This is a genomic window from Streptomyces sp. NPDC044033, assembly GCF_056434425.1.
The window spans coordinates 1-24,158 of sequence record NZ_JBWKFF010000026.1 but is presented as its reverse complement, the minus strand read 5'-3'; the positions used below and the strand labels follow the sequence as shown (position 1 = coordinate 24,158).

Genomic DNA, 24,158 nt, shown 5'->3' with positions numbered 1-24,158 from the left:
AAGGAGCGCGAGGCCGGCTACGAGGAGATGTCTTCATGGCAGGGGCCAGGCCGGGTAACTGGCGAGCCGGTTCGGTCTTCGGCCGGGGCATCGTATGTCCGGCGGACGAAGGCCAGTGCGTCCAGTAGCTCCCTGCTGCTGATGGCTCCTCCTCCGGCTGTGACGAGGCCGGGAGCTACAGGCATACGGCCGGGCGTTCCCCATGCCAGGCGTCCTTGATTGTCGAGCTTGCTGCGGGTCGCTCCAGCGTTGTCCGGATGGAGGCAGTAGGGGACGTCCAGATATCCGCGGGAGAACGCTGCGCACAATGCCGCACCGACGTCGGTGCTGAGCGCGAGTGTGGCCTCGACTAATGCCCGTGCAGAGGCTGCCAGTTCTGTTTCGTCCCGCGGGACGCCGATGGGAGAGCGGGCCGCCGCGATATCGGCAGCTGTCTCCAAGGTGTGGACATTTTCCGCCACGGTGGGGAGGCGCTCGGCTTCGGTCGGGGTCTTGACGATGAGTCGGGCTGCGCCTGTGTTCCTGGCCAGGTGCACTGAGTCCCTGAGAAGCGCCGTGGCGCCGGCACGTGTCTGGGGGAAAAGCCCCATGTACGTGTAGATAACCATGTGCCAGTCAGCGTCTGGTAGGAATGTCGAGCCGAGGGCTGCCAACGCACGGACGGCTTCTGCGTCCTGGGCCTTGTTGGTCTGTTGCGCGTAGCTGAGTGAGATGCTCCGGACCCCATGCTGGCGGAAGAACATGCCTTCCAGAATGGCCAGCGCAACCAGAAGATCCGGAGGACAGAGCTGTCCGAGCAGACACCCGCCGAAGGTCTCCAGGTGGGGTTCGAAACCGGGAGCGCGGCTCACGGCTAGCAGGTCGCACGCGCGGGCCCAGTCATCGGTCGCCTGGCGTAGCGGTACCCGGCCATAGGGGAGGCAATAGGAAACCGGCCCGCCCTCTGTGGCGTCCAGACCTACTTCCAGCATCTTTTCAAAGATGTCCCAAGGCAGCGGTGTTCCATGCCGAACCTGCAGACAGAAGTCCGGGCTGCGCACCTGGCCGAGCATGCGGCGGACGGCTTCGGAATCCTCTGTGACGAGCGGAAATCCGTTCAAGGTGTGGCCGGCGGCCAACGCGCGTTTGGCCGCGGCGTAATCCCTCACGCGGGTGTGGCTATCTACCGTGATGGTGCCGATGGCTGTGGCGTCGCACTCGCGCACAGCGAGCAATCCGTCATGCATCTCCTCCAGGGTGCCGATTCCCATCCTCGGTTGGACGACGAGCTTCCCGTGTCGACGAGCGCGTTCCATGTAGGAGTCGAAGGTGGTGTAGGGCTGCGCGCGCTGGACGATATTCGTTGTCGTCAGCGGCTCCTTCATCGGGCGTCTTCCTTTCTGGCTTCGACGAGAGATGGGCTGTGAGTTTGGAGAGGACGGAGCGATGCAGCTCAGGGGTCCCGCCGTCTTGTAAGACGTACGAAAACCCGGCGGTGCTCAGTTGTGCTGATTCCTCTTCTGCGAGGCGTCCGGAAGTAGTGAGCTTCCCGCCGATGACGGCTGGTAGGTCGGTCAGGTCTGTATGGCTTCGAAGCTGGCGGATCAAATGCTCGCCCTCTGCCACGCCGTGGCCGTTCACGGTGCTGACGACCAGCAGGTCCGGACGGTGGATTCTGCACGCCTCGACGTACCTCTGTTCAGTGCTGCACGCTCCCAGATTGATCGTCTTGAAGCCGAGCTCCTCCAGTAGGAGTTGGAGGTACACGAGATTCCAGGTGTGAGAGTCGGAGGGGGTGGTGCCCACTACTGCCGTGCGGTGACGGGAATCGGCGGGAAGCCCATCGGCGGGTGACTTAGTACCCGGTTCATTCGGAGACGTCATTCTCCACCTCCTCGCGAAATGCACGGGCTGCCTCTCGGATAAGAGTGCGGCCGTTACCATAGGACTTCCCCGGTTCTGAGCGAATCCCGCTGAGGACATGCCAGTGTCGCAATTGCGCATCACAGCGGGGCCCGGCGTCGAGGCCGATGGTGGGCACGTCGACAGACGCCGTGATGCGGGATGCGACGCTGGGATGGAGGGATTTCAGTACGATGCCGCCCACACCTGCCTCGGTCAGGGCGTGTGCTGTCGGCAAGTGCGTTTCGTCCTCGGGGGTCCTTGTGCCGGTCAGATGTCCCAGGACTGGGACACCCGCTCTGGTGAGCAGACGTATATGGGGCAGTACCTCGGTGCCGCCTTCTACCTTCACTGTCTGTGCTCCTGCCTCTCGCACGAGTTGTAGGCCGGCGGCCCGTATCAGGGCGGGCGGTCCCGCCAAGACGGAGGAGGGGAGATCGGCGGCCACGAGAGAGCGGGGGGCTCCACGGACGACAGCACGCACCAGGGGTAGCAGTTCCGTCATGGTGAGCTGGTCGTCGTCAACGTGTCCAAATACCGCTGTGGCCGCGCTGTCGCCGACCAGAAGTGCCCGTATCCCGGCCGCTTCAAGTATTCCGGCTGTGAGCCAGTCGTAGGCGACCACCATGCACCACCTACGGCCTGCTTTCTTGTATGCAGGCAAGCCGGCGACGGAGAGCTGAGCTTCCTGGTGCGTGGATGGCAAGCCACTCCCGGCGTGGCCACGTTCCTGCATGCGTCGGTCGAAGGGGCATCGACTCAAGGTACTCACTCCTCGGTCCGGTCATTTCCGTGTTCTTCATCGACGGAATCTCGAAGAGTGTGCGCACGGCTCCGGAGGCTCCAGGGCATCTCTTCGAAATCCACCAGCACGTCGATGACGTACGGTCCGGAAGCAGACAGCGCGGTGGTCAGTGCCTCGTCGAGAGCTTCCAGTGTCGCGACCCGGGACGCCTCCGCACCGAGTGCGGCAGCGATAGCGGCGATGTCCATCGGCTGCTGATACTGGGCGGACTCAGTGCGTCCGTACATCATCCGCTGCAAATTCCCGACCATCGCGTGCCCGCCATTGTTCAACACCACCCATACCGCCGGCAGCCGGAGTTCAACGGCAGTGTGCACTTCCATTCCGTGCATGGCGAAGGCCGCATCGCCTACCACTGCGGCAACAGGCATATCGGGCGCTGCCAGTTTGCCCCCGATGACCGCGGCGGCGGCATAACCCATTGAGCCGACATTCAGAGAGAAATGGATCTGCCGGGGCGGACAGGCTGTGTAGTGTTGCCCTACCCAGCTCATGCAGTTTCCGTTGTCGACGAACAGAACAGTTTCCCGGGGCAGCATTTCGCTCATGCGTGCCACGACCGCAGAGGGGCGCAGCGTTGTCCGGGCGCCTTGGATCTCGCGTGCGGTGGGACGTTTCTGCCGACCGGGCTGACGGGAGGGGACCGGGGGATACGGCCTTGGCCGTATGCCCGAGAGCGCTTCGAGAACTCCCGCCAGGGTTGTCCGTATATCGCCTTGCACCGCGTGGTCCGCAGCGAAACTGCGACCGATCACGGTCGGGTCCACGTCCACCTGGCAGACCGTGCGGTTGGCGACCAGCCGCTGGTCCCATCCGAAGGTGGCCAACTCGCCCAGGCCGCTGCCCAAGATCAGAATGAGGTCTACCTCATCGGAGCAGACACGATCCCGCACCGCTTCATTGCTCCCCAATCCGTAGACTCCCAAAGAAAGCGGGTGCACCTCGTCGAACACTCCTTTCCCCTTGAGGGTGGTGGCCACCGGAGCTCCCAACGCCTCGGCCAAATGGGCCAGTTCCGATTCGGCACCGGAGATCTTGGCTCCCTGCCCGGCCAGGATCAGGGGAGAGCAAGCGGTGTCGAGGGCGGTAGCGAGATGTTGAACTGACTCGGGGCTAAGAGTGGGAGGCACAGGAGCCCGTGTGACGGGCCCGGTGGAGTTCGGGTCGATGGAGCCGGAAAGTACATCCGAGGGGATGCTGAGATGTGCGACGCCAGCCGGCAGGTTTGTGGCAGTCCTGATCGCATGGTCCACCAGTCCTGGTAACTGCGCGATACTCGTCACGGCAGCGGAGAGTTTCGTCGCGGATACGAAGGCCGCCACCGTGTCCACCACCCCCCAGTTACCGCCTGTGCTGTCCTGGAGGGCACCCTTGCCCACAGTGTCGGTCGCCACATGGCCGCTGAGGAAGAGCATCGGGACATAATCGCTCGTCGCGCTGGCCACCGCCGTCAAGGCATTCGTGGTGCCGGGGCCTGTTGTCCCGCTCGCCACCGCCGGCTTCCCGGCGACCTGGGCGAAACCTTCCGCCATGAAGCCCGCGCCCTCTTCGTGCTTCGCAAGCACCGACATGATCTCTGGGGTTTTCCCCAGTGCCTCATAGAGAGGGAGCAAGGGACCGCCTGGTACTCCGAAGAAGTGGCTGACACCGTACTGGGCCAAGCGGTGAAGCAGCCACAAAGCCGCAGGTTCACTCTGATCTTTTGTGCCGTCTATTTCTTGCATCGTAATTCCCTCCATTCGAGCGGCCCACGTCCAAAGCTGACGAACATCCACCCGGGGCTTCGCCCTCCGGGGGCACGCGCTGTCGCCCGACCGAGCCGGGAACGCCCGGCTCGGAATAGGAGGGGGCGCGTACTGCCCGGGGCGCGCCCCTCGCGGAACTCCAGAACTCAGGACGTGGTGTGAGCCGTCGGCCGTCCCTCTCCACTGGAGGAGACATCACCGAACGGGGTTGAATTTGCGTGTACCCCGGAAGCCCGGCAACGAACGTGATCCGCTATAGGGAACGCGTGAACGCGTTGAACGCTTGCGCCCTTGTGAAGAACAGAGAGGCAATAAGCAATAAATCAGCAAGAAGCACCACAAGGCCCGTCACGGCCCCATCGGGGCTGCACCATAATCCCCGGTCTCGGACGGGTCGGCAGCCATTGAACAGTCTCGCAGCTGCGGCACGATCCGATGGGCCAAGGTCCCTTCTGAGCCTTCCTCTTGGTCGTGGACACCTGGAACCTCAGGTCCCAGCCTCCAGGTGTCCACGACCAAGAGGAAGCCTCACCGCCCCGGCGAGGCTGTCGCGGGTGCGTTCGGCGGCAGCCAGGGCGTCGGTGACGAGGTCGGTGTGCATGTGGTCCGCGATCGCCCGACTTTGTGCCCATGCGAGATCCATTCGGCCATGTGCCTTTCCTTCGATGCTCTGCCGCTCGCTGCAACTGCTGGGAGAACCACATGGAGTTCGCGAAAGAGTTTGGAGGGCAGCGTTCCGACCGAGGCTGAAATCTCAGTGGAGGGCGGCGGGGTGGAGCAGGAGTTGGGCGGCGTCGCGGTGGCGCCGGTGGGGGTGCAGGAGGTGGCGCATGGTCTTCAGACGGCGGGTGGCTCGGGTGGAATGCAGGGTGGGGTATTCGTCGAGGAAGGTCTGCCAATGGGGGAGGGCTGCCTCAAGGTGCCCTTGGACGAGATGGCTTTCGGCGAGGCGGGCGTGGGTGAGGGCGGAGGCCAGGCGTTCGGTGGGGGCCCGTAGGCGCAGGGAGACGGTCAACGCCTCGGTGGCGCCGACCAGGTCACCGAGGGTGGCCAAGGTCTGAGCGCGTTGGTAATGCAGGGCCCCGGCAGGATAGTGAGTGAAGGGTCCCGGTTCAGTGGGGGCCTGCTCGTGGAGGCGTTCGGAGGTCGCCAGCGCGGTCAAGGCTGTGTGCTTGTCGTGGTGGGCCTGCATGACGGCGAAGTGGGCCTGTGTGTAGGCGGCGACGATCGGCGCGGTGTGGCGGGCGGCGTCCACGGCGCGTTCGGCCAGATTGACGACGGCTGGGGTGTGGTGGCCCAGGTCGTGAGCATGAGCAGACATGGTGCGCAGGGCGATGGCGAAGCTGGCCGCGTCATCGGCCTCGACTGCCATCTGGGCGGCGGTGTGATGATAATGCTGGGCGAGTGCGTCCGCCCCGCTGTCGGCGCACCCGGCACCGAGCAGTATGGTCAGTTGAGCGGCGCCAGTCAGCAGGCGGCGATGCGAGCTGTTGCTGGTGGAGGTTTGGAGGTGGGCCGCCACCTCCTTGTTGAGGTAGGCGGCCAGAGCGGCGCGCACGTGGCCGGAACCGTGGGTCCGGGCGGCCTCGGCGAGAAGGCGAGCCATGGTTTGCATCTGCTCGACTCCTGCTGACCCCGCCTGGCCCGCCTTACAGGTTGAGTCCGGGGGCGGCCCGGGGTCTGATTTCCCGTGCGGCCACCGTGCTTCGGGCAGAGCCAGTGCCGCCAGGCTGTACACCCCGGCGTCCAGCAGGTGACGGCGGCAGGGGTCGAGCTCGGCACTCGTGAGGGCGGACAGCCTGTGCAGAGGATCTGCCTCTGGGGGCGCGTAGAGCGCCTCTGGCGGGACGCGGCTCAGGCCGGCCTCCACGGCATTAACGGGCCGTTGTAGCCGCCGGGACAGTACCTGCAGCAGCAGTGCCGGGACGGGCGGCCGGGGCGTGGTGCCGGATAGCCAGCGCGAGACCATGGAGCGGTCGCAGGCCACCTGCTGGCCGTGTTCAGCGGCTATGTGCCGCAGGGCTGCAGCGCACTGGGCGCCGCTCCAGTCTGCCTCCGCAAGCAGTGCTTGCAGACGGGTGTTGGGCGTTTTGGGCACGTCATTCCTCGCTGGCGCTCGTAGTCGAATCGCCCCCCCACCGCATTTCACAACCGCGCAATGTTGCAGCGGTTGCAGCGCATCCACCGCCTCGGCCCCCTATGAGGCCGGGGGTGAGAGTTGTGTACTGGTTGTACCCGGCACCGCGCGGCCTCCAACAAACATGCGGGGAGCCGGACCCGTTCCGGGCACACCGGCCCTGCCCTCGGTGATCGGGCAGCGACCAAGGAGCGCTCGCGTGAGCAGCTGCTCTGGTCCCGCCGAACTGGCCGACCTGGGAACGGTGCGGGCCCTGCCTGCCGGTGGACTCCTTGCCCAAGCGGGGACGTTCAATTGATGAAGGTGCGTCGGCGCGGGGGCCTCCATCTTCACCGGCAGGACCACGGCTGCCTCACTGACAACCAAAGAGATCACAGATGAAAATCGTGCGTGCCACGTGCGGCTCCGGACTCGTCCTGTAGAGCCCATTTGGACATGAGCGCGTTCGCCACCCATCCATGTGCCCTGCATCAGTAGCACGCTGCCTATGGAGGTGCAATGAGTAGCATTCCGAGGTTTGTTGTACTGCGCGACGGCCCTGAAACCCTGGAAGGGATTCACAAGACCGCTGCCTGCGTCACTGCCGACTCTGAACGGGTCATCGTCGCCCACGGCGGAAACAACGAGCACTTCACCCACACGGGGAATACCGAAGCCGTCGATGGCGAGTCGGTACCGATCTACACATGGTCCTACAGCACGGCCATCGCCGAGTAGCCACTCTTTAAGGAGCACAAGGTGAAGCGACCCAGTGAACAGCACCTGGCGGTGGTCGGAGCCGGCTGTCGGCTGCCCGGGGGTGTCGATTCCCCGGCCTCTTTCTGGCGGCTTCTGGCCGACAAGCGCGACACAGTCCGCGAGGTTCCCGAGGACCGGTGGACGCAGGAGGAGATATCCGGGCTTCCTCCCGAGGTTGCCGCCCGGCTGAAGTGGGGGGCGTTCCTGGATGAGGATGTGTACGCTTATGATCCGGCGTTCTTTGGCATCAACGCTCACGAAGCCGACTGGGTCGACCCCCACCATCGGCTTCTCGCCGAGACGTTGTGGGAGGCGGCCGAGCACGCGGGTATCCCGCCCCAGTCCTTGTCGGGAAAGCCGGTGGGAACGTATTTCGGCGTCTACAACAAGGAATACCTCCTGCGCGCCCAGCGCCCGCTTGAGGAGATCGACGCCTATGCGATGAACGCCAGTATCCATTCCATGGCCGCCGGCCGCATCGCATTCCTTCTCAACCTGCAAGGCCCTCAGATGACACTGGAAGCCGGCTGCTCCTCCGGGCTCGCGGCCGTGCATTCCGCTTGCCAGGGGCTCAAAAACGGAGAGGCCGATATCGCGTTCGCCGGTGCCTGCGTTCTCATCCTCGGGCCCGAGGAGTCTGTGCCCCCTGCTCGCTGGTCGTTCTTCTCACCCACCGGACGCTGCAGTACCTTCGACGCCGCCGCCGACGGCTACGTACGCGGCGAAGGCTGTGTCGTCCTCGTGCTCAAGCGTCTTCCTGACGCCGTTCGCGACAACGACCGCGTCCTCGGGGTGATCCGCAGTTCCGCGGTCAATCAGAACGGCCGCCGTTCCACCCGCCTGACGGCCCCCTCCACCGACGCACAGATTGACGTGTGCCGCCAAGCCCTGGGCGCCGCCGACGTCAGCCCCGCCGATATCAGCCTGGTGGAGGCCCATGGCACCGGGACGGAAGTCGGCGACCCGCTGGAGTTCCGTGCCCTCGCCGAAGCCTATGGCGCCGGTGACGTCACCTGCGCCCTGGGATCGGTCAAGACGAACATCGGGCACACCGAACCGGTAGCCGGCCTCGCCGGGCTCCTCAAGGCGCTGCTCGCCGTCGACCGGGGGCAGATCCCGCCGAACCCGCACTTCCGTCAGTGGAATCCTGAGATCGCCCCCGAGGGCACCCGGTTCTTCGTTCCCACCGAGGTCACTCCCTGGCCCCAGGCGCAGAAGTCCCGCCTTGCCGCCGTCTCCTCCCTGAGCGTCACCGGTGCCAACGTCCATGTGATCGTCGAGCAGCCCCCGTCCGGCACGGGCCGCCACCGCCGCGACACCTTCGATTTCATCCCGGCACAGCGGAAGACCGCTGACACCGAACCGATGGTGTTCCTGCTCTCGGCAGCCACCCGCCCAGCGGTCACCATCGCGACCGGCCGCCTCGCGCGCTGGCTCACCGGCGACGGTGCCGACGTCCCTTTGATGGATGTCGCTCATACGCTCGCACTGCGGCGCTCCCACTTGCGTGAGCGGCTGGCCGTCGTCGCCTCCACCCGGAAGGAGCTCATCGACCGGCTCACCGCGGTCGCCGATGGAGCCGCAGGCACCGGAACAGCGACGGGTACCGCCAAGCCCGACACCGATACCGTGTTCCTGTTTTCCGGGCACGGCTCCCAGTGGGCCGGGATGTGCCGGGACCTGCTGGACCGCGACGAGACGTTCACCCGTGTCATTGACCGGCTCGAACCGCTCATCGCCGCCGAATCCGCCTTTTCCCTTCGCCAGATCCTGGCCGGCGCCGAACTCGTCCAGGGCATGGACAGGGTGCAGCCCACCCTCTTCGCCATCCAGGTCGCGCTGTGCGCCATGTGGGCGGACTACGGCGTACGGCCGGCTGCGGTGATCGGGCATTCCATGGGGGAGGTAGCCGCGGCAGTGGTCTCCGGAGCCCTCTCGTTGGAAGAGGGAACCCGCGTCATCTGCCGCCGATCCCGGCTGAACCTGCGCGCCGCCGGCATCGGCCGCATGGCCTCCATCGGGCTGCCCCGCGCCGACGTCGAAGCGAAGATCGCTCAATGCGGCACCGAGGGTGTGAGCGTCGCTGTCGTCGCCTCCCCGCAGACAACCGTGATCGGCGGAGACGCAGCCGCCGTCGAACTACTGGTCCAATCTTGGGAAAAGGAAGACATCGCAGCGACGTTCATCAACGTCGACATCGCCGCGCACACCGCTCACATGGACCCCATCCTGGACGAGCTGCGTGCCGGCCTTTCCGCGCTGAACCCCCAGTTGCCGACCGCCCGTTTCTACACCACCGTCTTCGACGATGCCCGCCGCAACGTACCGCTCGACGCGGACTACTGGACCGCCAACCAGCGCCACCCCGTTCTTCTCGCCTCCGCGGTACAGGCCGCCGTCGAGGACGGCCACCGGCGCTTCCTGGAGATCAGCCCGCACCCGACGCTCAGTCACGCGGTGCACGCCACCGTCGACCAGCTCGGCGCGGGCCCCGCCGACGTGCTCGGGTCGCTCCACCACGACGCCGAGCAGCCCATCGGCTTCCTCACCCAGGTGGCGTCCCTCCACTGCACCGGCCACCCGGTCGACTGGCACGCCCGGTACGGGACGGGGGAACTGGCCGACGTACCGGGGATGAGCTGGGAACGCACCCGGCACGCCATCAACCCCTCGCCGCTGCGTGAGGCGGCGCCCCTCGCCGCCGCCGGTGACCACCCGCTGACCGGCGCCCACCTGAGCGACCCGGACAGCAGCAGCCGTCACCTCTGGCAGAAGCCTCTCAGCGGCACCACCCTGCCGTGGCTGAACGAGCACCGTGTCAACGACGTCCCCGTGCTGCCCGGCGCCGCCTACGCCGAAATGGCCCTCGCCTGCGCCACCGACGTGTTCAACGCCGATCCCTACCACGTCGAGGTCCGCGACCTGGAGCTCAACCGCCTGCTGCCGCTGGGCGAAGAACGTGAGGTGACCGCGGTCGCGACCACCCTCGGTCCCGCGATCGCCACCTGGGAGCTGACCGCGCTGGACCCCGACGGCACCCCGAAGCCGTACGCGAACGCGGAACTGCATCACACCACCTCCGACCAGCCCTCCCCGGTGGACATCGCCGCGCTGCTCGCCACCCCCGCCACGGACATCGAACCGACCGAGCTGTACCGACGTATGAGGGAAGATCGCGGCGTCACCCACGGCCCGGCCTTCTCCGGCATCAAGCATCTGCACCTGCTTCACGATCAGCCCACCCCCACCTCCCTGGCGGAGGTCGAGCTGCCCTCGACCGGCCACGCCGGCACTCGCACCCTCAACTTCCACCCGATCCTCCTCGACATCTGCCTCCAGGCCGTGGGAAGCACCTGGCTGGCCTCCCATGCCGTGCCGCCCGGCGGACTGGTCCCGCGCCGCCTCGGGAAGGTCAGGGTTCTGGCCGACACCGCCACGGCGGCCCACTGCTACGTGGAGCTCTCCGACACCAGCGGCCGCTCCTGCACTGCCCGTTGCCTCCTGACCGACGCCGCCGGAACCGTCCTCGCCGAGGCCGACTCCATCGAATGCGCCAACGTGCCCCTCCAGGCGGCTGAGGACCTCTTCGACCACCGCACCCTCGGCGTGGCCTGGGAAGAAACCCCCACGCCGAGCGAAGCGACCGCCACAGGGTGCTGGAATCTGTGCTACGAGGCCGACCGCGCGGCCGAGGCGCGGGAAGTGAAGGCCGCCCTCGAAGCGCATGGAGCCGAAACGGTCCTTCACTCCATCACCACCGACACCGTCGGCAGCCTGCACGAACCCTCACGAGCCGTGGTCTACCTGCCCTCCCTCGACGACGCCCCCGGCGCCGCGGTCTGCGCTCGCGGCAATCTGCTGCATCTGATCCGCTTGGCCCAGGCCATCATCGGCGACAACGACAGCGGTGGTGGCGGCGATCAGCCGATGCCGCGCCTGTGGGCCGTCACCCACGGCGCCCAGCAGGTCCTGCCCGACGACATCCCCGACCCGGCCGGATCCGGGCTGCGCGGTGCGCTGCGCGTCATGGCCCTGGAACATTCCGCACTGCGCCCCACCCACCTCGACGTCGACCACGGCACCACCCCGCAGGAACTGGCGCTGGAACTCCTTACCTGCCCCGAGACCGACGACGACATCGCCTACCGCGACGGTGCCCGTTATCTCGCACGCCTGAAGCACCACCCGCTCGGCGCTGAGGACCGGATCCAGCGCAGCGTCGACTGGCGCTCCGAAGGCGCGATGTTGCTTCGCGGACCGTCCAAGACCCTCGACGACCTGGACCTGACAGCGCTCACCTCCCAGCCGCCCGGCCCCGGGAAGATCCAGGTCCAACTGCACGCCACGAGCCTGAACTTCGTCAACGTCCTCAAGGCCGTCGGTACCTTCGACCAGCTGCACGCCGAGACCGACATCGCCCAGCCGGCGGTCTTCGACGGGGCCGGCACCGTCACCGCCGTCGGCCGCGGCGTGCGGCGCCCCGCCGTCGGGGACCCGGTGGCCGTGCCGGCGTGCTGGGCGGATGACGACGACGCCCTGATGTGCTCGCAGGTCACCGTCCGCGCCGACTGGGCGATCCCCCTCACAGAGGAGGAGGACCTCGGCCGAGCAGCCGGCCTCCCGATCGCCTACCTCACCTCCTGGTACGGCCTGCGTCACCTCGGCCGGCTCGGCAAAGGCGACCGGGTGCTGATCCACTCCGCGACCGGCGGTGTCGGACTCGCCGCGATCAATATTGCTCGCCACCTCGGGGCAGAGATCCTGGCCACCGCCGGCACGGAAACCAAACGCCAGTATCTGCGTGATCTCGGCATCCGGCATGTGATGGATTCCCGCAGTCTCGACTTCGCCGAGCAGGTCCGCCAGATCACCGCCGGACGCGGCCTGGACGTCGTCCTCAACTCCCTCACCGGGCCCGCGCAGGCCGCCGGCCTCGGGCTCCTCGCCCGCCAGGGACGGTTCATCGAGATCGGCAAGCGCGACATCTACGAGAACACCCGTCTCGGGCTGCTGCCGTTCCGACGCAACATCAGCTTCAGCAGCGTCGACATCGCGTTGCTCATGCAGAAGGACCCGGCCCTCATCGGCTCCCTCACCCAGGAGATCGCCCACGAATACGCCACCGGGCAACTCCCGCCCCTGCCCATGGCCCTTGAACCGGTATCCGAAGCGTCCGAGGTCTTCCGGACCATGGCCTCCGCCGGGCACATCGGCAACCTCGGGATCACCTGGCCCAGCGAGGGAAGCGCTGTCCTGCCCGTCGCCCCGAAGGACGTACGGCTCGTCAAGGCCCACAGCTGCTACCTGATCACCGGCGGGCTGGGGGGCCTCGGCCTGGACGTGGCGACCTGGCTGGCGGACCGCGGAGCCCAAGCCATCATTCTGGGCGGCCGATCCGAACCGAACGAGCGCGCCACACAGGTCATCGAGGAACTCAACGCCCGCGGCGTCCGCGTCATCGTCGTCCGCGGCGACATCGCCGACCAGCGAACCGCCGCTCGTTTCGCCGCCGCCGCCGAGTCCACCGGCTACCCGCTGCGCGGCATCGTCCACGGCGCCGCCGTCGTCGAGGACGCCATCCTCGACAACGTCGACGCTCCCCAGCTCGAACGGGTGTGGAACTCCAAGGCCCTGGGCGCGTGGCACCTCCACGAAGCGACGAAGACCGCGCCCCTGGACTGGTGGGTCTCCTTCACCTCGGTCGCCGCCGTCATCGGCCAGCCCGGACAGACCTGCTACGCCGCGGCGAACTCCTGGCTGGACGAGTTCACTTCATGGCGGCGCGCCCAGAAGCTTCCCGCTACGAGCATCGTGTGGGGCCCCTGGGGCGAACACGGACGCGCTGTGCACCTCGAAGCCCTCGGCTACACCCTGATCACCCCGTCCGAGGGCATGGACGCGATGGGGAAGATCCTCACCCGCTCCTCCCGTGCCCGTACCGTCTACTCGCCCGCCGACCTCGAACTGCGACTGAGCCTGCACCCGGACGCGGCCCGGCTCGCCTACTACTCGGCGATGCCCGCCACCCACGAGGACGACGAAGAAGTCGGCACGTTCCTCACAGACTGGAACGCCTGCGGCGATCCCGCCGACCGTGCCCGGATGCTCCGTGAGCGGATCGGAGCGCACACCGCCGAGGTACTGCGCTGCTCCGAGGAGACGGTCGACGCCGGGACCCCGTTCGTGGCCCTGGGGCTGGACTCGCTCCTGGCGATCCAGCTCCGTAACCACCTCACCCATGAGATGCGCGTCGAGCTGCCCACCACGGTCCTGTGGACGCATCCCACGCCTGCCGACCTCGCGGAGCTTCTGACCGACCGTCTGCCGCCGATCACAGAGGAGAACTGACCGATGGACACCGCCCATGTCGTGATCGTCGGCGCCGGCCCCTGCGGACTGGCCACGGCGGCAGAACTCCTCCACCGCGGCATCCGCGTGAGGATCTTCGAGTCGTCCTCGGAGCCCGCGCAGAGCACCAGGGCCATCATGCTCTGGCCCCCGGCCCAAGCGGTCCTGAACGACCTGGGGGTGCTGGACTCGGCGCGCGCCCTCGCCAGCCGGCCCGACCGTTTCGACTACGTCGGCGACCGCGGGCGCCTCGCGCGCATCCGGTTGACCACCGCGCAGGCCCCGCTCGTACTGCCGCAACCCCGTACCGACGCCCTCCTCGAAGAGGCCGTGTACAAGGCCGGGGGCACGGTGGAGCGGGGGCGGCGGCTGGTCGCCCTGGCGCAGACGGACGACGCGGTCGAAGCCGTCGTACGCGACGAGGCGGGTCAGCATGAGCACCTGCGGACGCGGTGGCTCATCGGCGCCGACGGGGTGCACAGCACGGTACGGGAACTGCTCGGCATCGAGTTCGCCGGTAACGTCCTGCCCACCCGGTTCGCGCTGGCCGAAGGGAAACTCACCGGCGCGCGGACGCCCACCGTGCCGTCCTACTACCTCACCGTGCGCGGGGGCATGGTCATCGCGCCGCTGCCGGACGGCTGCGTCAGGGTCTCGGGCAGCATCCACGACGGCCGGGAAGTCACCGAACAGCTCGTCCAGGAGATGCTGGACACCCGCGGCCCGGGCGGCCTGCGGATGGAAGGCTTCCAGGCACTCACCACGTTCAGTTCCGCTGAGCGCGTCGTCGAACGTATGCGGGCCGGGCGCGTCCTCCTGGTGGGGGACGCCGCCCACACCCACTCGGCGGTCGGCGGGCAGGGACTGAACCTGGGGCTGCAGGATGCCCGGAACCTGGCCTGGAAGCTGGCCGGCGTCATCACCGGCAGGCTTGACGACGCGATCCTGGACACCTACGGGCCCGAGCGCCTCGCCGCGGCCCGGCAGATCATCAAGACCACCGGTGTCATCACCCGCGTCGCCCTGGCCCAGCCGCCCTGGAGCGGCCTGCGCAACGCCGTGCTGAGGATCGCCGAGCGGACCCGCCTGGCCCCCGACTGGTACGCCGCCAGGGTGGCGGGACAGCGCATCCGCTACCCCACGACGCCGCTCGGCTGCCCGGCAGGATCACGCGGTACGGGGCTGCCGGCCCCCGAATGGGCCGTGGCGCGGGCGGACCGTGTGCCCGACCGACTGCTCCTGATCACCTCCGGCCCCCCCGACGGCCGCCTTCCCCGAGCCGCCGAGGCCCTGGCCCGGTGCCACGACGTGCTCGTGAGTCACCAGCACGTACCCCGGCGCCGCCCGGAGTTCCTCCTGATCCGCCCCGACGGCTACGTCGCGGCACGGGGCAGGTCCAAGGGCTTCCCCCGCGTCGAGCGGCTTCTCGCCGCCATCAGCCCCACCACAACCAGTTGAGAGGACCGTCATGTCGCAACAGCAGATCCATGACCAGCACGCCGCCACCTACCGTAAGTGGGCCGACTCGATCGCCAACGGCGACGTGGAGGCATACGTCTCCTGCTTCGACCCGGACGCGGTGGTGGAAGACGTCGCCATGGGCATGGAGACCCGCGGAGTGACTGACATCCGTAAGGCCGTCACCCGTTGGTTCCAGGCCATAGGCGACCAGAAACTTACCCTCCTCGCTCACTTGGAAGGCGATGGGCACTCCGCCGTCATGTGGGAACTGTCCGCGGTGGTCAATGGCGTCTTCGCCGAGCTCAGCGCGAACGTACAGCCGGGCAGCCGGTTCACCAAGCGAGGCATGAGCGCCTTCCGCTTCAACGACGATGCCCAGTTCCTCTGGGAGAGGTCCCACTGGGACAGGGCGAGTGTGCTCCGCCAGATCGAGGCCCCGAATGACCAGTAAGGCACCCGACTCCCGTTCCACAGAATCCGTCGGCTTCATCGGCCTCGGCTCTCTGGGCAGCGCGATCGCGTACCGGCTGGCCGACTCCGGCCAACTGCACGAGGTCTGGAACAGGACGCCCGGACGGGCAGTTCGCCTGGCTGAAAGGGGAGTTCACCGAGCGGGCAGCCCCGCGGCCCTCATACGCGATACGACCGTGGTCGTCCTCTGCGTGAGTGACGCGAACGCGGTGGAAGAAGTCACCTTCGGTCCTGCCGGACTCGTGGAAGAGGCCGGGCCCGGCAAGATCGTTGTCGATCACTCCAGCATCTCCCCGCACGAGACCCGGAACATCGCCGCGCGCCTGGCCGACAGGGCCGGCACGCACTGGCTCGACGCGCCGGTCTCCGGTGGCCCCCAAGGGGCCACCGCCGGCGCCCTCACCGTCCTCGCCGGCGGCAGCCAGGAGGACTTCCTACGCGTGGCGCCCATCCTCGGTGCGTACGCGGGCCGATACACCCTGACCGGCCCCACCGGGTCCGGACAGGCGACGAAACTGTGCAACCAAGTCATCGTAGCGGCCACCTGCTGGGCGCTGGCCGAGGCCACACTCCTGGCCACCACCGCGGGAATCGACGCCACCCGCCTCCCCGAGTACCTCGAAGGCGGCTTCGCCGACTCCCCCCTCCTCCACGTCCTCCAGCCCCTCATGACCCCGGGCGACACCACCTCCTTCGGCTCACGCGACTACCTGCTCAAGGACCTGGACGCCGCCCTGCACCTGGCACGGAGCGCCGACTGCCCCCTGCCTGTCACCGCGCAAGCGGCCGAACTCCTGCGCACCGCGCGCAAATGGTCCTCCCCCCTGCACAACGGAGGAATCATCGACCTGCTCAGCGGGCCACAACCCGACGACGCCGGCTCCGAAAAATGACTGAGCACGGTGACGGCCCCCCCCGCGGCGGAGGGCCACGCCCCCCGCCGCGGGCGGCCGTCACCGAGCCGCGGACAACGGCTCGACACAGACCCTGCCCCCAGTACGAACTGCCTGATGGAGACCGTCTGATGGATGACTTCTGCACACTCGGCGCCGACAAGCCCGCGCCCGTGGACCTTCGCCCTCACACGGACGCTCTCGTCCGCGACCCCCACCTCGTCTACGCCCGGCTCCTGGAGCAAGGGCCCGTGCACTGGGCCATCCAGCCCGACGGCACCGGGACCTGGCTCGTCCTCGGCTACCCCGAGGCCAAGGCGGCGCTGGCCCACCCCGCGCTGTCCAGCAACCCCGTCCACGCCACCCGGCAATGGCGGGCCCGATACCTCGGAGACCCCGACACCACGGAATTCCCCCACGGCCGGAACATGCTCAACTCCGACCCGCCCGAGCAGAGCCGGCTCCGCAAACCCACCACTCAAGCATTCACACCACGCCGCATCGAGGCCCTGCGCCCGACGATCGAGGAACACACCGCCCGCCTGCTCCGTGCGCTGCCCCCGCGGGCCCCGTTCGATCTGATCGACGAGTTCGCGGCGCCCCTCACCCTCGCCATGATCTGCGATGTCCTCGGCGTCCCGGAGCTCGACCACGGACGCATCCGCGAATGGGCCGACCGCGTCAGCTTCCCCACCGTCCCTCAGGACGCCATCGACGCCCGGAAGGATTTGGTCCCGTACTTCGACGAGCTGATCAGTGAGAAGCGCGAACGCCACGGCTCCGGACTCTTCGACGCGCTCCTGCGCACCACCGAGGCCGAGCTGCTGTCCCACGACGAACTCCGCGCCACGGCATTCCTGTTACTCCTCGCCGGACACGAGACCACCATCAGCCTCCTCTCCAACGCCGTCCTCTGCCTCCTCACCCATCCCGACCAACTCGCCCTCCTCCGGGAGAATCCGGACCTCGTCGAGCAGGCCGCCAACGAAACCCTGCGCTTCGCACCGCCGGCGCCCAGCCCCTTCCCCCGGTTCGCCAGTGAAGACCTGACCCTCGGCTCCACGGCCATACCGGGCGACGGCAGTCAGGTGAAGATCATGATTTCCAGCGCTCACCGCGACCCGCGCCAATTCCCCGACCCGCACACCTTCGACATCAAGCGTCCCCCCAACTATCTCCTGGCGTTCGGGCACGGCATCCACGGCTGCCCCGGACGGTCCATGGCACATCTGGAAGCGGCCATCGCCCTGCCCGCCCTCCTGGAGCACTTCCCGGACCTGGCACTGGCCACCGCCCCCGACGCCCTGACCTGGCGCGTCGGCCCCCTCCTCCGGGCTCTCACGCACCTGCCGTGCACCGCTGATCCGGCGTGAAACCGGCCCGCCGCGGCATCTGCCGCATTCCGAAAAGCGAAGGAGACATCCACATGGAGCAGCGTTTTTCTCCCAAGGCGCATCGGCTCTATCTCTGCATGGGCATTGTGCTGTGCCTCGTCTATTTCATCGGCTTCTTCCCGCTGGCGCAGTTCCTGCCGCCGCCCAGCCCCAGTTGGACGTCGGCGCGGCTGAGCGCGTGGCTCGTCGAGCACCGGGTCGGAGTCCAACTCGCCTGCGTCCTCCTGGTGCTGGGTGCCACGCTCACCGCTCCATGGGGAGCGGCGCTGGCGGTGTGGACCCGGAAGACCGAGAGCCGCTTCCCCGTGCTCTACGCCACTCAGCTGGTCTCGCTCGGCTGTGCCGTGTGCATCGTCGTGCTCGTCAATATCTTCTGGGCGGCCGCCGCTTTCCGCGCCGGGCAGACCTCGCCCCAGGTCACTCAGGCGCTGTGGGACGTCGGGTGGCTTCTTTTCACTTTCTCCGTCCCGCCGTTCATCGCCTGGTTCGTCTCGCTGGCTCTCGGGATTCTCTGGAACCCTCCGGAGCATCAGCTCTTTCCGCGCTGGGCCGCCTATATGACGCTCGCGCTGTGCCTGAACTGGATCACGGACGTGGTCGTCCTATGTTTCAAGGCCGGCCAGTGGACGTACGCCGGATTCACCGGAATGTGGCTCATCTTCGGATCCTTTGCCATTTGGGTGCACGTGATGACGTACCTCGGGTTCAAGGCCGTCGCCCGCCAGGAGCAGATATGCCGTCGGGAAGACGCTGAAAGCGTGCACCACCCCCCACGGGTCACGGTCCCCTGAGAGCGGCCCAGACCCACACCGGAAACAGCGTCGGGACCGAACCGCCCGATCCGCGATCGAGAAGGGCAAGGAACCATGCGCTACGCAGAGAAAGGCCAACTGACCACCGCGGAGGACACCGAGGAATTCCGCATCACGCGTCGGCAGTCGGACGCTGACCGTCGGCTCCGGTGGATACCTGGAGAGTTGGGCATCTGGGTCTTCGTCCTCACGGACCTCATGATGTTCAGCGTCTACTTCGGAATCTTCATGCACGAACGCGCGAACCACCGGGAGGCATTCTCGACCGGCCGTGCGGAGATGTACACGGGGCTCGGCCTCGTCAACACCTTCCTCCTGCTCACGGCGTCCCTGTTCATCGCCTTGGCGATCCCGGCCGTGCGGGAGTCGGCGGGAAGGAGGGCACGCGGACTGCTGCTCGGTGCGGGAACGTGCGGGGCGCTCTTCATAGTGAACAAGGGAATCGAGTGGAGCGGCGAAGTCTCCGGTGGCCACACCCCGCAGACAAACATCTTCTTCCAGTTGTACTACATGCTGACAGGCATCCATCTTCTCCACGTGGTCATCGCGATGGTCGTGATCGTCCTCCTGTGGCACCGGGCCGGACGCATGCGCGGCACACCGGGTGCACGGCAGCTTCGCTTCTTCGAAAACGGTGCCACGTTCTGGCATCTGACCGACGCCCTTTGGATAGTCCTGTTCACCCTCTTCTACCTGGTTCGGTGAGAGATGAATACGACCGCACGCACAAGGCACCACTGGACGGCCGTCGCGGCTTGGGCCATTCTGATGGCGCTCACCACGCTGTCCTGGAAACTGGCCGGTGAAGGCCACGCGGGCTTGGGCACCGAAGCGAGCGCTATCGTCCTGCTCGTCCTCGCCCTCGGCAAAGTCCTGATCGTCGGTTGCGTCTTCATGGAACTCCGTTGGGCGGCGCGCACCCTGCTGGCGGCCTTCGCCGGTTGGTGTGCGGCGATCTGCGCGACACTCGCGTTTCTGTACGTCCTGTGAAACGGATGCCTCTGAGGGTCACGAAAATTCCGCAACCATGCCCTGTCCGCAATGCTCGAAGAAGCCGAGTGGAGTGCCGGCGAATTGGCGAGAGCCGTCAATGCCCTGGGCGGCCGCCAGGGAGTGGCCTTGCGCTACGACCGTACGTCGGTGGCGCACTGGCTCGTCGGTTCACGCCCCGGGAAGACCGTGCCCGACCTCGTCGCGCAGGCGCTGAGCGAGCGCATCGGCCGTCCGGTCACGGTGGAGGAGACCGGACTCGCACCGGACCAACCGCCTCCTTGCTCACACACAGGACATGGTCTGGAGGCCGGACTTGGACCCCAGGAACCGGCCGGCACCGCTGTGCCGCGCGGAATTTGACCCCACTCGGCGCGTCGTCCTGTGGCGCACCGCCTACGGAGCGCACCCCGTGAAGCTGCCGTCCTGGCGGGGCGACCGTCCGTCCACGCCGCCCCCTCGACGGCGGCGGATCCTCGGCGGCCGAGGCGTCGACCCTGCAGATCATGGGCCGTGTCTTCGCTTCGCTGACGGACGCCAACGGCGGCGGACACGCCCGCACGGCCCTGGCCGCCTAACTCGCCGACCACGCGGCCCCGATCCTGCTGACTCCGTCCGGTGGACGGTGGCATGAGCAGCACTTCCTGGGCTGCGCGCGGTTGACGCACCTGCTGGCGAACATGGCGGGCGACGCGGGCCGCCACGGTCTGGCGCAGGCGTACTACCGCGTCGCCCCGGCGCTGGCGCAGCGGGCAGGGGACCGCGCTCCGCCCACGCCACCACGCTGCGCGCGCTCAGCACCCAGGCCCTGCGCCTGGGCCATGTGCGGTATGCGACCAGTCTGGTCTGCGCCGCCGTGCGGAGTGGCGAGCTCCAGCGCGAAGTTCTCGCGCGGCGCGCCGCGGCGACGGGTCCGCGGCCGGGCGCCCTTGGCCTTCACCGGGGCCCGGCGGCCGGCGAGGTCCAGCTCCTCGATGTCGACGCCGAGGATTTCCTCCGCCCGCGCCACCGTCTCGTAGAGCATCCGGTAGAACGTCTTCTCCCGGAGGTGGATGTCGCGGCGGGCGATCAGCCGGTCGATGGCCATCTTCGAGCGGGCCGGAGTCTCGGAGTCCGGCGGGTCATCCGCTTCGCCCACGCCGGTGCCTTCGGGTCGTCGTACCCGTGCTCGCCGCACCAGCCCATCCACGACAGGGGGACGTCCTGGTTGCCGAGGTGGCCGAGGGGCGGCGTCAGGTACCGCAGCAGGGCGGTCACCGTGCGCTGGCGGGCGCACAACTGCAGCCGCGCGGTGGCGGATTCGTCGCGCAGCACACCGTGCTCCACGGCGAGCGCGAGCGACCAGCCGAAGTTGCCATGGGCGGCGTCGTAGACGCCCGGAGGCTCGTGGCCGAGAGCGGGGTTGGGAGCCTGCGCCGCGTACAGGGCCGCCACCGTCAGGTGGGCGAGGTCGCTGTCGGCACCGTGCTCGGGTATCCGGTCGATCAGGTGCGGAAGCATCCGCCACGGCTCGGCGACGCCGCGGGCGCTCTCCCCGGTGCGCAGGTTCGCGCGGCCCCCGGAGGTGTCGCAGACGGCGGCGACGCGCTCCATGTAGCGGATCGGGTGGAGCAGCCACTTCGGCGGAGCGTCCGGCTCCTCACGGGGGGACGCGGTGGGGGGCGAGGGAGTGGTCATGTGTCCTTCCTGGGCGGCAGGGCCTGCGGGTTACGCGGCTGTCCGGCGGGACGGCGCCCCGCCGGGCGCGCGGGTGAGGGAGGAACGGGCCTTGGCCACCGCGTTCATGCCGCGCACGGTCCCGGCCAGGGGGCGCGTTGCCGTGTCGAAGCAGTCGAGGGCGAGGGCCCGGAAGGCCGGCCGCCGGGCGGTGTCGGTGACGCTGGCCCAGAACTCGGCTTCGGCCCGCTCCCAGAACCCGGTCAAGGCGGCGTCGAGGAACCCGGCGCGGTCCTCGGGCTTACGGCGCGGGTAGACGGCGCGCCAAGCGGAGCCGGGGGCGCTGCGGAGCTTGGCGGCGGCGGCCTGGGCCTGCGTGTAGCCGGCGGCGATGGCGGCCCTGCCGTCGGGGTCGCTCTCTTCGATGTGGGCGAGGACGGGGGGAGTGGTGGCCCCGTACCACTGGTTGTCCTGCGCCTGGCGGTGCTGGTCTCAGCTCAGGGCCCGCACCCCCAGGCTGCGGCGAAAGGCCGGAGGGAGGTCGGCGATGGTGTCGAAGACGGTCGGCCGCCGGGTGGTGACCTTGGAGCCGGGGCGGGGCGTGAGCAGTAGGGCGTTCAGGTCCCGCCACGCCGCCCGGTCCCGCGCGGCGCACAGCGGCCCGCCCGCCGTGCGCTCGATGACGTACGGATCGACCGCCGCCGGCAGATCGGCGGAAGAGCCCCAGGCGATACGGCAGCCGCGGGCGAGGCCGGCATCGTCGTGCACCAGCAGCACGTTGTGGGCGGTGCGGGCGGTCAGCAGCGACACCGGACCGCACGGCGGGGCGGGGGCCCGCGGGTCCGGCAGCGTGTCGCACTCCCGCGGGGCCAGGTCCTCACCCGGATTGACGGGCCAGGCGGCGGGGCCGGGGACGGAGACCACCAGCGAGGTGAACAGACTCCCCGGCGTGTGCGGGAAGTACGAGCTAAGCGAGCGGTAGGGGCTGGCCCTGCACGACTTGGTACTGACCCCCTCGTGGGTGCGCACCGCTCCCGTACCGGCGAAACCGAATCCGCGCCAGGCCAGGAGCCAGCCGACCGCCTCCGCGTCGGCCACCGGCGCGTCCTGCGGGGTGTGGGTGGTCCACACCGCGTTGTCACCGGAGGGACGGTCCAGGGCCAGCCGCCCGGCAGGCGCGTTCTCCTTGCACTCCTGGGCGAGCCGCGGATCCTGCAAGAACGGTCGCACCGGATCGTAGAGGTCCAGCCGGCCCGCGTGGCGGCTCAGATAGTCGTGGACCTGCTGCTCGTCGAGGCCCCCGGCGGCCAGGACGTCTTCGCGGGCCTCTGACCACGCGTCGCCGTCGTCGGCGTCCAGCCCGGTCACGCGTGCCGTGAGCGCGGCCAGTACCCGGCGCAGCGCCGACTCGACCGGTGGGCACGGCACATCGAGATCGGCGAGCAGATGCGAGGCGACCAGCAGCCCCCGGAATCCCGTCACCACCCGGTCCCCGGGGCCGTGGCCGGGCAAGAAGCGCGCAAGTTCAGCCGCTTCGTCCGCGGTCAAAGGGGACCGCACCCGGACGGGAATCCACCCTTCTTCGGCCACGGAATACCTGCGTGACATGACCTCTCCCGATCCAATGCTTGAATAGTGCAGCCCGGCGGCTTCAAGGCACCCCCAGAGGCCGTGAGATGCCGTTCATGGAAGCAGGGCAATTATGCGACGCAAAGCCCCTCCAAGATCATTTCTGACCTGCTGTCAGTGGGGCTCTGTAGGGTGCCCGCCCGCAATTCCGCACTGCACTCGGCCCCGACAGTACCGTGGCTTTCGAGGAAGAAAAGGGCCGCCGGTGAGCCAGTAAGCCCCGCGTGGAGGGAGCGGCCTTTTGATACCGCTAGCTGATCGCTCGTCAGCACCATGCGGAAGAAATACTGCGGTGTGCGGTGAAGGTGAGTGGCCATCAATTCACGGCCTTTCAGGCCGGTGCTCATGCCGGTCCCCGGGGCGGGGGTGAAGGGCGCCGCATGGCGAGAAGGGCGAGCGTGGCGACCGGCTGCCGGCCCTCAACTGGCGGAGCAAGAGCCCCACCCTGCGGCGTGATGCCCTGTGGGAATCCACACCCGTCGGCAGCGTCGAAGCGTGCCTGTGCATGCCATCTTCACAGCATCGAGACTTCGCGTGGAAACAATCCAGCCGCTCCCGGATGTTCTGGCCCTTTGAGTCAGGGAGGGAAGGTGTCGGGCCTGAAGCTGTTTTGCACGAACACGACGAATAGCGGCGTGACCGAGGTCGCGCCGTATCGTGCTGAGGCCGAGGCGGATGTGCAGCATCTCGTCGAGGCCCACATGGAGACGCTGCTGGGGGTCCGTTTCCTGGCGAGCGAGTACGGCACCGGGCCGGTGCACGGGGACCGGATCGACTCGCTCGGGCTGGACGAGAACGGCTCGCCGGTCATCGTCGAATACAAGCGCTCGACGGATGGGGCCGAAGACACCTGTTCTCGGTTGTGAATGCGGCGAGTGGGGATGTTGGCCTCTCATGGCCCGCATCACCGCGACAACCGACCTCGTGACCTGGGACGCCTTTGAGCAACCGCATCGCGAGACCCGCGACTATGTGGTATTCGGTCCGTTCCAGTTCGACTGTCACCAATACGATGACGCCTTGCGGGCCCTGAGCGCGATTATCGGCTCCGCCGTCGACGACACGCGTGCATGAGCGCTACCAGGCGCGTCCTGCTGGGCTAACCTCGAAGTTTCATGACGGTCTGCGGACGGAGTCGGTGGACCGTTTTCGTGCCGTGGATGAGGCTGTGCAGGCCGAGGGCCCGAGTGTCGTCTCG

General features: G+C 68.0%; 17 protein-coding genes and 4 pseudogenes. 12 read left to right on the top strand and 9 right to left on the bottom strand.

Translation table 11 applies throughout. The annotated features are described in order from the left end of the window. Positions 1-17: 17 nt before the first annotated feature. The 6 genes from AC07AB_RS33940 to AC07AB_RS33915 all read right to left on the bottom strand — a co-directional run bounded on the left by AC07AB_RS33940 (position 18) and on the right by AC07AB_RS33915 (position 6,046). Positions 18-1,337, bottom strand: a complete 1,320-nt coding sequence (locus AC07AB_RS33940) for a methylaspartate mutase (RefSeq protein ID WP_478575512.1) — start codon at positions 1,335-1,337, stop codon at positions 18-20. Beyond that, the gene (locus tag AC07AB_RS33935) at positions 1,219-1,863 is read right to left on the bottom strand and encodes a cobalamin B12-binding domain-containing protein (RefSeq protein WP_478575313.1); all 645 of its coding nucleotides are present in this window, start codon (positions 1,861-1,863) and stop codon (positions 1,219-1,221) included. The genes AC07AB_RS33940 and AC07AB_RS33935 overlap by 119 nt, the downstream gene beginning before the upstream one ends. Further along, a complete protein-coding gene (locus tag AC07AB_RS33930; RefSeq protein ID WP_478575310.1) occupies positions 1,847-2,617 on the bottom strand; it encodes a 3-methyl-2-oxobutanoate hydroxymethyltransferase in 771 nt (256 codons plus the stop codon). The genes AC07AB_RS33935 and AC07AB_RS33930 overlap by 17 nt, the downstream gene beginning before the upstream one ends. Positions 2,618-2,649: 32 nt before the next feature. Then, positions 2,650-4,410: a thiamine pyrophosphate-binding protein gene (locus tag AC07AB_RS33925; protein WP_478575307.1), complete on the bottom strand. Its 1,761-nt coding sequence runs from the start codon at positions 4,408-4,410 to the stop codon at positions 2,650-2,652. 508 nt (positions 4,411-4,918) lie between these two features. Further along, positions 4,919-5,074 (bottom strand): hypothetical protein, encoded by a 156-nt coding sequence (locus tag AC07AB_RS33920; protein ID WP_478575304.1) that lies wholly within the window; start codon positions 5,072-5,074, stop codon positions 4,919-4,921. A 111-nt stretch (positions 5,075-5,185) separates the two neighbouring features. Then, positions 5,186-6,046, bottom strand: coding sequence for a hypothetical protein (locus tag AC07AB_RS33915; RefSeq protein ID WP_478575301.1), 861 nt, complete (start codon positions 6,044-6,046; stop codon positions 5,186-5,188). 1,020 nt (positions 6,047-7,066) lie between these two features. Between AC07AB_RS33915 and AC07AB_RS33910 the strand changes: the two genes are divergently transcribed. From AC07AB_RS33910 to AC07AB_RS33865, 10 genes are all read left to right on the top strand, one after another. Continuing rightward, positions 7,067-7,285, top strand: coding sequence for a DUF5988 family protein (locus AC07AB_RS33910; RefSeq protein ID WP_478575298.1), 219 nt, complete (start codon positions 7,067-7,069; stop codon positions 7,283-7,285). A 21-nt stretch (positions 7,286-7,306) separates the two neighbouring features. Next, the gene (locus AC07AB_RS33905) at positions 7,307-13,654 is read left to right on the top strand and encodes an SDR family NAD(P)-dependent oxidoreductase (protein ID WP_478575295.1); all 6,348 of its coding nucleotides are present in this window, start codon (positions 7,307-7,309) and stop codon (positions 13,652-13,654) included. A gap of 3 nt (positions 13,655-13,657) precedes the next feature. Beyond that, on the top strand, positions 13,658-15,112 hold the full coding sequence (locus tag AC07AB_RS33900; protein WP_478575292.1) for an FAD-dependent monooxygenase: 1,455 nt from the start codon (positions 13,658-13,660) through the stop codon (positions 15,110-15,112). A gap of 10 nt (positions 15,113-15,122) precedes the next feature. Next, positions 15,123-15,566 carry a nuclear transport factor 2 family protein gene (locus AC07AB_RS33895; RefSeq protein WP_478575289.1) on the top strand — a complete coding sequence of 148 codons (444 nt, stop codon included), beginning with the start codon at positions 15,123-15,125 and terminating at the stop codon, positions 15,564-15,566. Then, complete coding sequence (locus AC07AB_RS33890) at positions 15,556-16,479, top strand: NAD(P)-dependent oxidoreductase (RefSeq protein ID WP_478575286.1); 924 nt, start codon at positions 15,556-15,558, stop codon at positions 16,477-16,479. The genes AC07AB_RS33895 and AC07AB_RS33890 overlap by 11 nt, the downstream gene beginning before the upstream one ends. Before the next feature lie 131 nt (positions 16,480-16,610). Beyond that, positions 16,611-17,852, top strand: a complete 1,242-nt coding sequence (locus AC07AB_RS33885; RefSeq protein WP_478575283.1) for a cytochrome P450 family protein — start codon at positions 16,611-16,613, stop codon at positions 17,850-17,852. A gap of 53 nt (positions 17,853-17,905) precedes the next feature. After that, on the top strand, positions 17,906-18,664 hold the full coding sequence (locus AC07AB_RS33880) for a hypothetical protein (protein ID WP_478575280.1): 759 nt from the start codon (positions 17,906-17,908) through the stop codon (positions 18,662-18,664). Positions 18,665-18,739: 75 nt separating this feature from the next. Next, complete coding sequence (locus AC07AB_RS33875) at positions 18,740-19,390, top strand: cytochrome c oxidase subunit 3 (RefSeq protein WP_478575277.1); 651 nt, start codon at positions 18,740-18,742, stop codon at positions 19,388-19,390. A 3-nt stretch (positions 19,391-19,393) separates the two neighbouring features. Continuing rightward, entirely contained in the window at positions 19,394-19,675 is a 282-nt protein-coding gene (locus tag AC07AB_RS33870; protein ID WP_478575274.1) for a cytochrome C oxidase subunit IV family protein, read from the top strand. A gap of 51 nt (positions 19,676-19,726) precedes the next feature. Next, on the top strand, positions 19,727-20,038 hold the full coding sequence (locus tag AC07AB_RS33865) for a hypothetical protein (protein ID WP_478575271.1): 312 nt from the start codon (positions 19,727-19,729) through the stop codon (positions 20,036-20,038). A 498-nt stretch (positions 20,039-20,536) separates the two neighbouring features. Here AC07AB_RS33865 and AC07AB_RS33860 read toward each other — a convergent pair. From AC07AB_RS33860 to casA, 3 pseudogenes are all read right to left on the bottom strand, one after another. Further along, positions 20,537-20,869, bottom strand: a pseudogene (locus AC07AB_RS33860) (site-specific integrase); the annotation flags it as partial. 51 nt (positions 20,870-20,920) lie between these two features. Continuing rightward, positions 20,921-21,175 (bottom strand): annotated as a pseudogene (locus tag AC07AB_RS33855) (hypothetical protein); the annotation flags it as partial. A gap of 207 nt (positions 21,176-21,382) precedes the next feature. Then, positions 21,383-22,939, bottom strand: a pseudogene (gene casA / locus AC07AB_RS33850) (type I-E CRISPR-associated protein Cse1/CasA). A gap of 611 nt (positions 22,940-23,550) precedes the next feature. Between casA and AC07AB_RS33845 the strand changes: the two are divergent. Both AC07AB_RS33845 and AC07AB_RS33840 read left to right on the top strand, forming a co-directional pair. Further along, positions 23,551-23,796 (top strand): annotated as a pseudogene (locus tag AC07AB_RS33845) (DUF5655 domain-containing protein); the annotation flags it as partial. A gap of 58 nt (positions 23,797-23,854) precedes the next feature. Continuing rightward, entirely contained in the window at positions 23,855-24,034 is a 180-nt protein-coding gene (locus AC07AB_RS33840) for a hypothetical protein (RefSeq protein WP_478575268.1), read from the top strand. Positions 24,035-24,158: the final 124 nt, after the last annotated feature.

Excerpts from the sequence above, each read along its gene's own strand:
- AC07AB_RS33915 (WP_478575301.1), bottom strand. The coding sequence starts at position 6,046 with ATGCAAACCATGGCTCGCCTTCTCGCCGAGGCCGCCCGGACCCACGGT.
- AC07AB_RS33925 (WP_478575307.1), bottom strand. The coding sequence starts at position 4,410 with ATGCAAGAAATAGACGGCACAAAAGATCAGAGTGAACCTGCGGCTTTG.
- AC07AB_RS33885 (WP_478575283.1), top strand. The coding sequence starts at position 16,611 with ATGGATGACTTCTGCACACTCGGCGCCGACAAGCCCGCGCCCGTGGAC.
- AC07AB_RS33910 (WP_478575298.1), top strand. The coding sequence starts at position 7,067 with ATGAGTAGCATTCCGAGGTTTGTTGTACTGCGCGACGGCCCTGAAACC.
- AC07AB_RS33920 (WP_478575304.1), bottom strand. The coding sequence starts at position 5,074 with ATGGATCTCGCATGGGCACAAAGTCGGGCGATCGCGGACCACATGCAC.
- AC07AB_RS33880 (WP_478575280.1), top strand. The coding sequence starts at position 17,906 with ATGGAGCAGCGTTTTTCTCCCAAGGCGCATCGGCTCTATCTCTGCATG.
- AC07AB_RS33840 (WP_478575268.1), top strand. The coding sequence starts at position 23,855 with ATGGCCCGCATCACCGCGACAACCGACCTCGTGACCTGGGACGCCTTT.
- AC07AB_RS33875 (WP_478575277.1), top strand. The coding sequence starts at position 18,740 with ATGCGCTACGCAGAGAAAGGCCAACTGACCACCGCGGAGGACACCGAG.
- AC07AB_RS33865 (WP_478575271.1), top strand. The coding sequence starts at position 19,727 with ATGCTCGAAGAAGCCGAGTGGAGTGCCGGCGAATTGGCGAGAGCCGTC.
- AC07AB_RS33870 (WP_478575274.1), top strand. The coding sequence starts at position 19,394 with ATGAATACGACCGCACGCACAAGGCACCACTGGACGGCCGTCGCGGCT.
- AC07AB_RS33900 (WP_478575292.1), top strand. The coding sequence starts at position 13,658 with ATGGACACCGCCCATGTCGTGATCGTCGGCGCCGGCCCCTGCGGACTG.
- AC07AB_RS33935 (WP_478575313.1), bottom strand. The coding sequence starts at position 1,863 with ATGACGTCTCCGAATGAACCGGGTACTAAGTCACCCGCCGATGGGCTT.
- AC07AB_RS33895 (WP_478575289.1), top strand. The coding sequence starts at position 15,123 with ATGTCGCAACAGCAGATCCATGACCAGCACGCCGCCACCTACCGTAAG.
- AC07AB_RS33930 (WP_478575310.1), bottom strand. The coding sequence starts at position 2,617 with ATGCAGGAACGTGGCCACGCCGGGAGTGGCTTGCCATCCACGCACCAG.
- AC07AB_RS33890 (WP_478575286.1), top strand. The coding sequence starts at position 15,556 with ATGACCAGTAAGGCACCCGACTCCCGTTCCACAGAATCCGTCGGCTTC.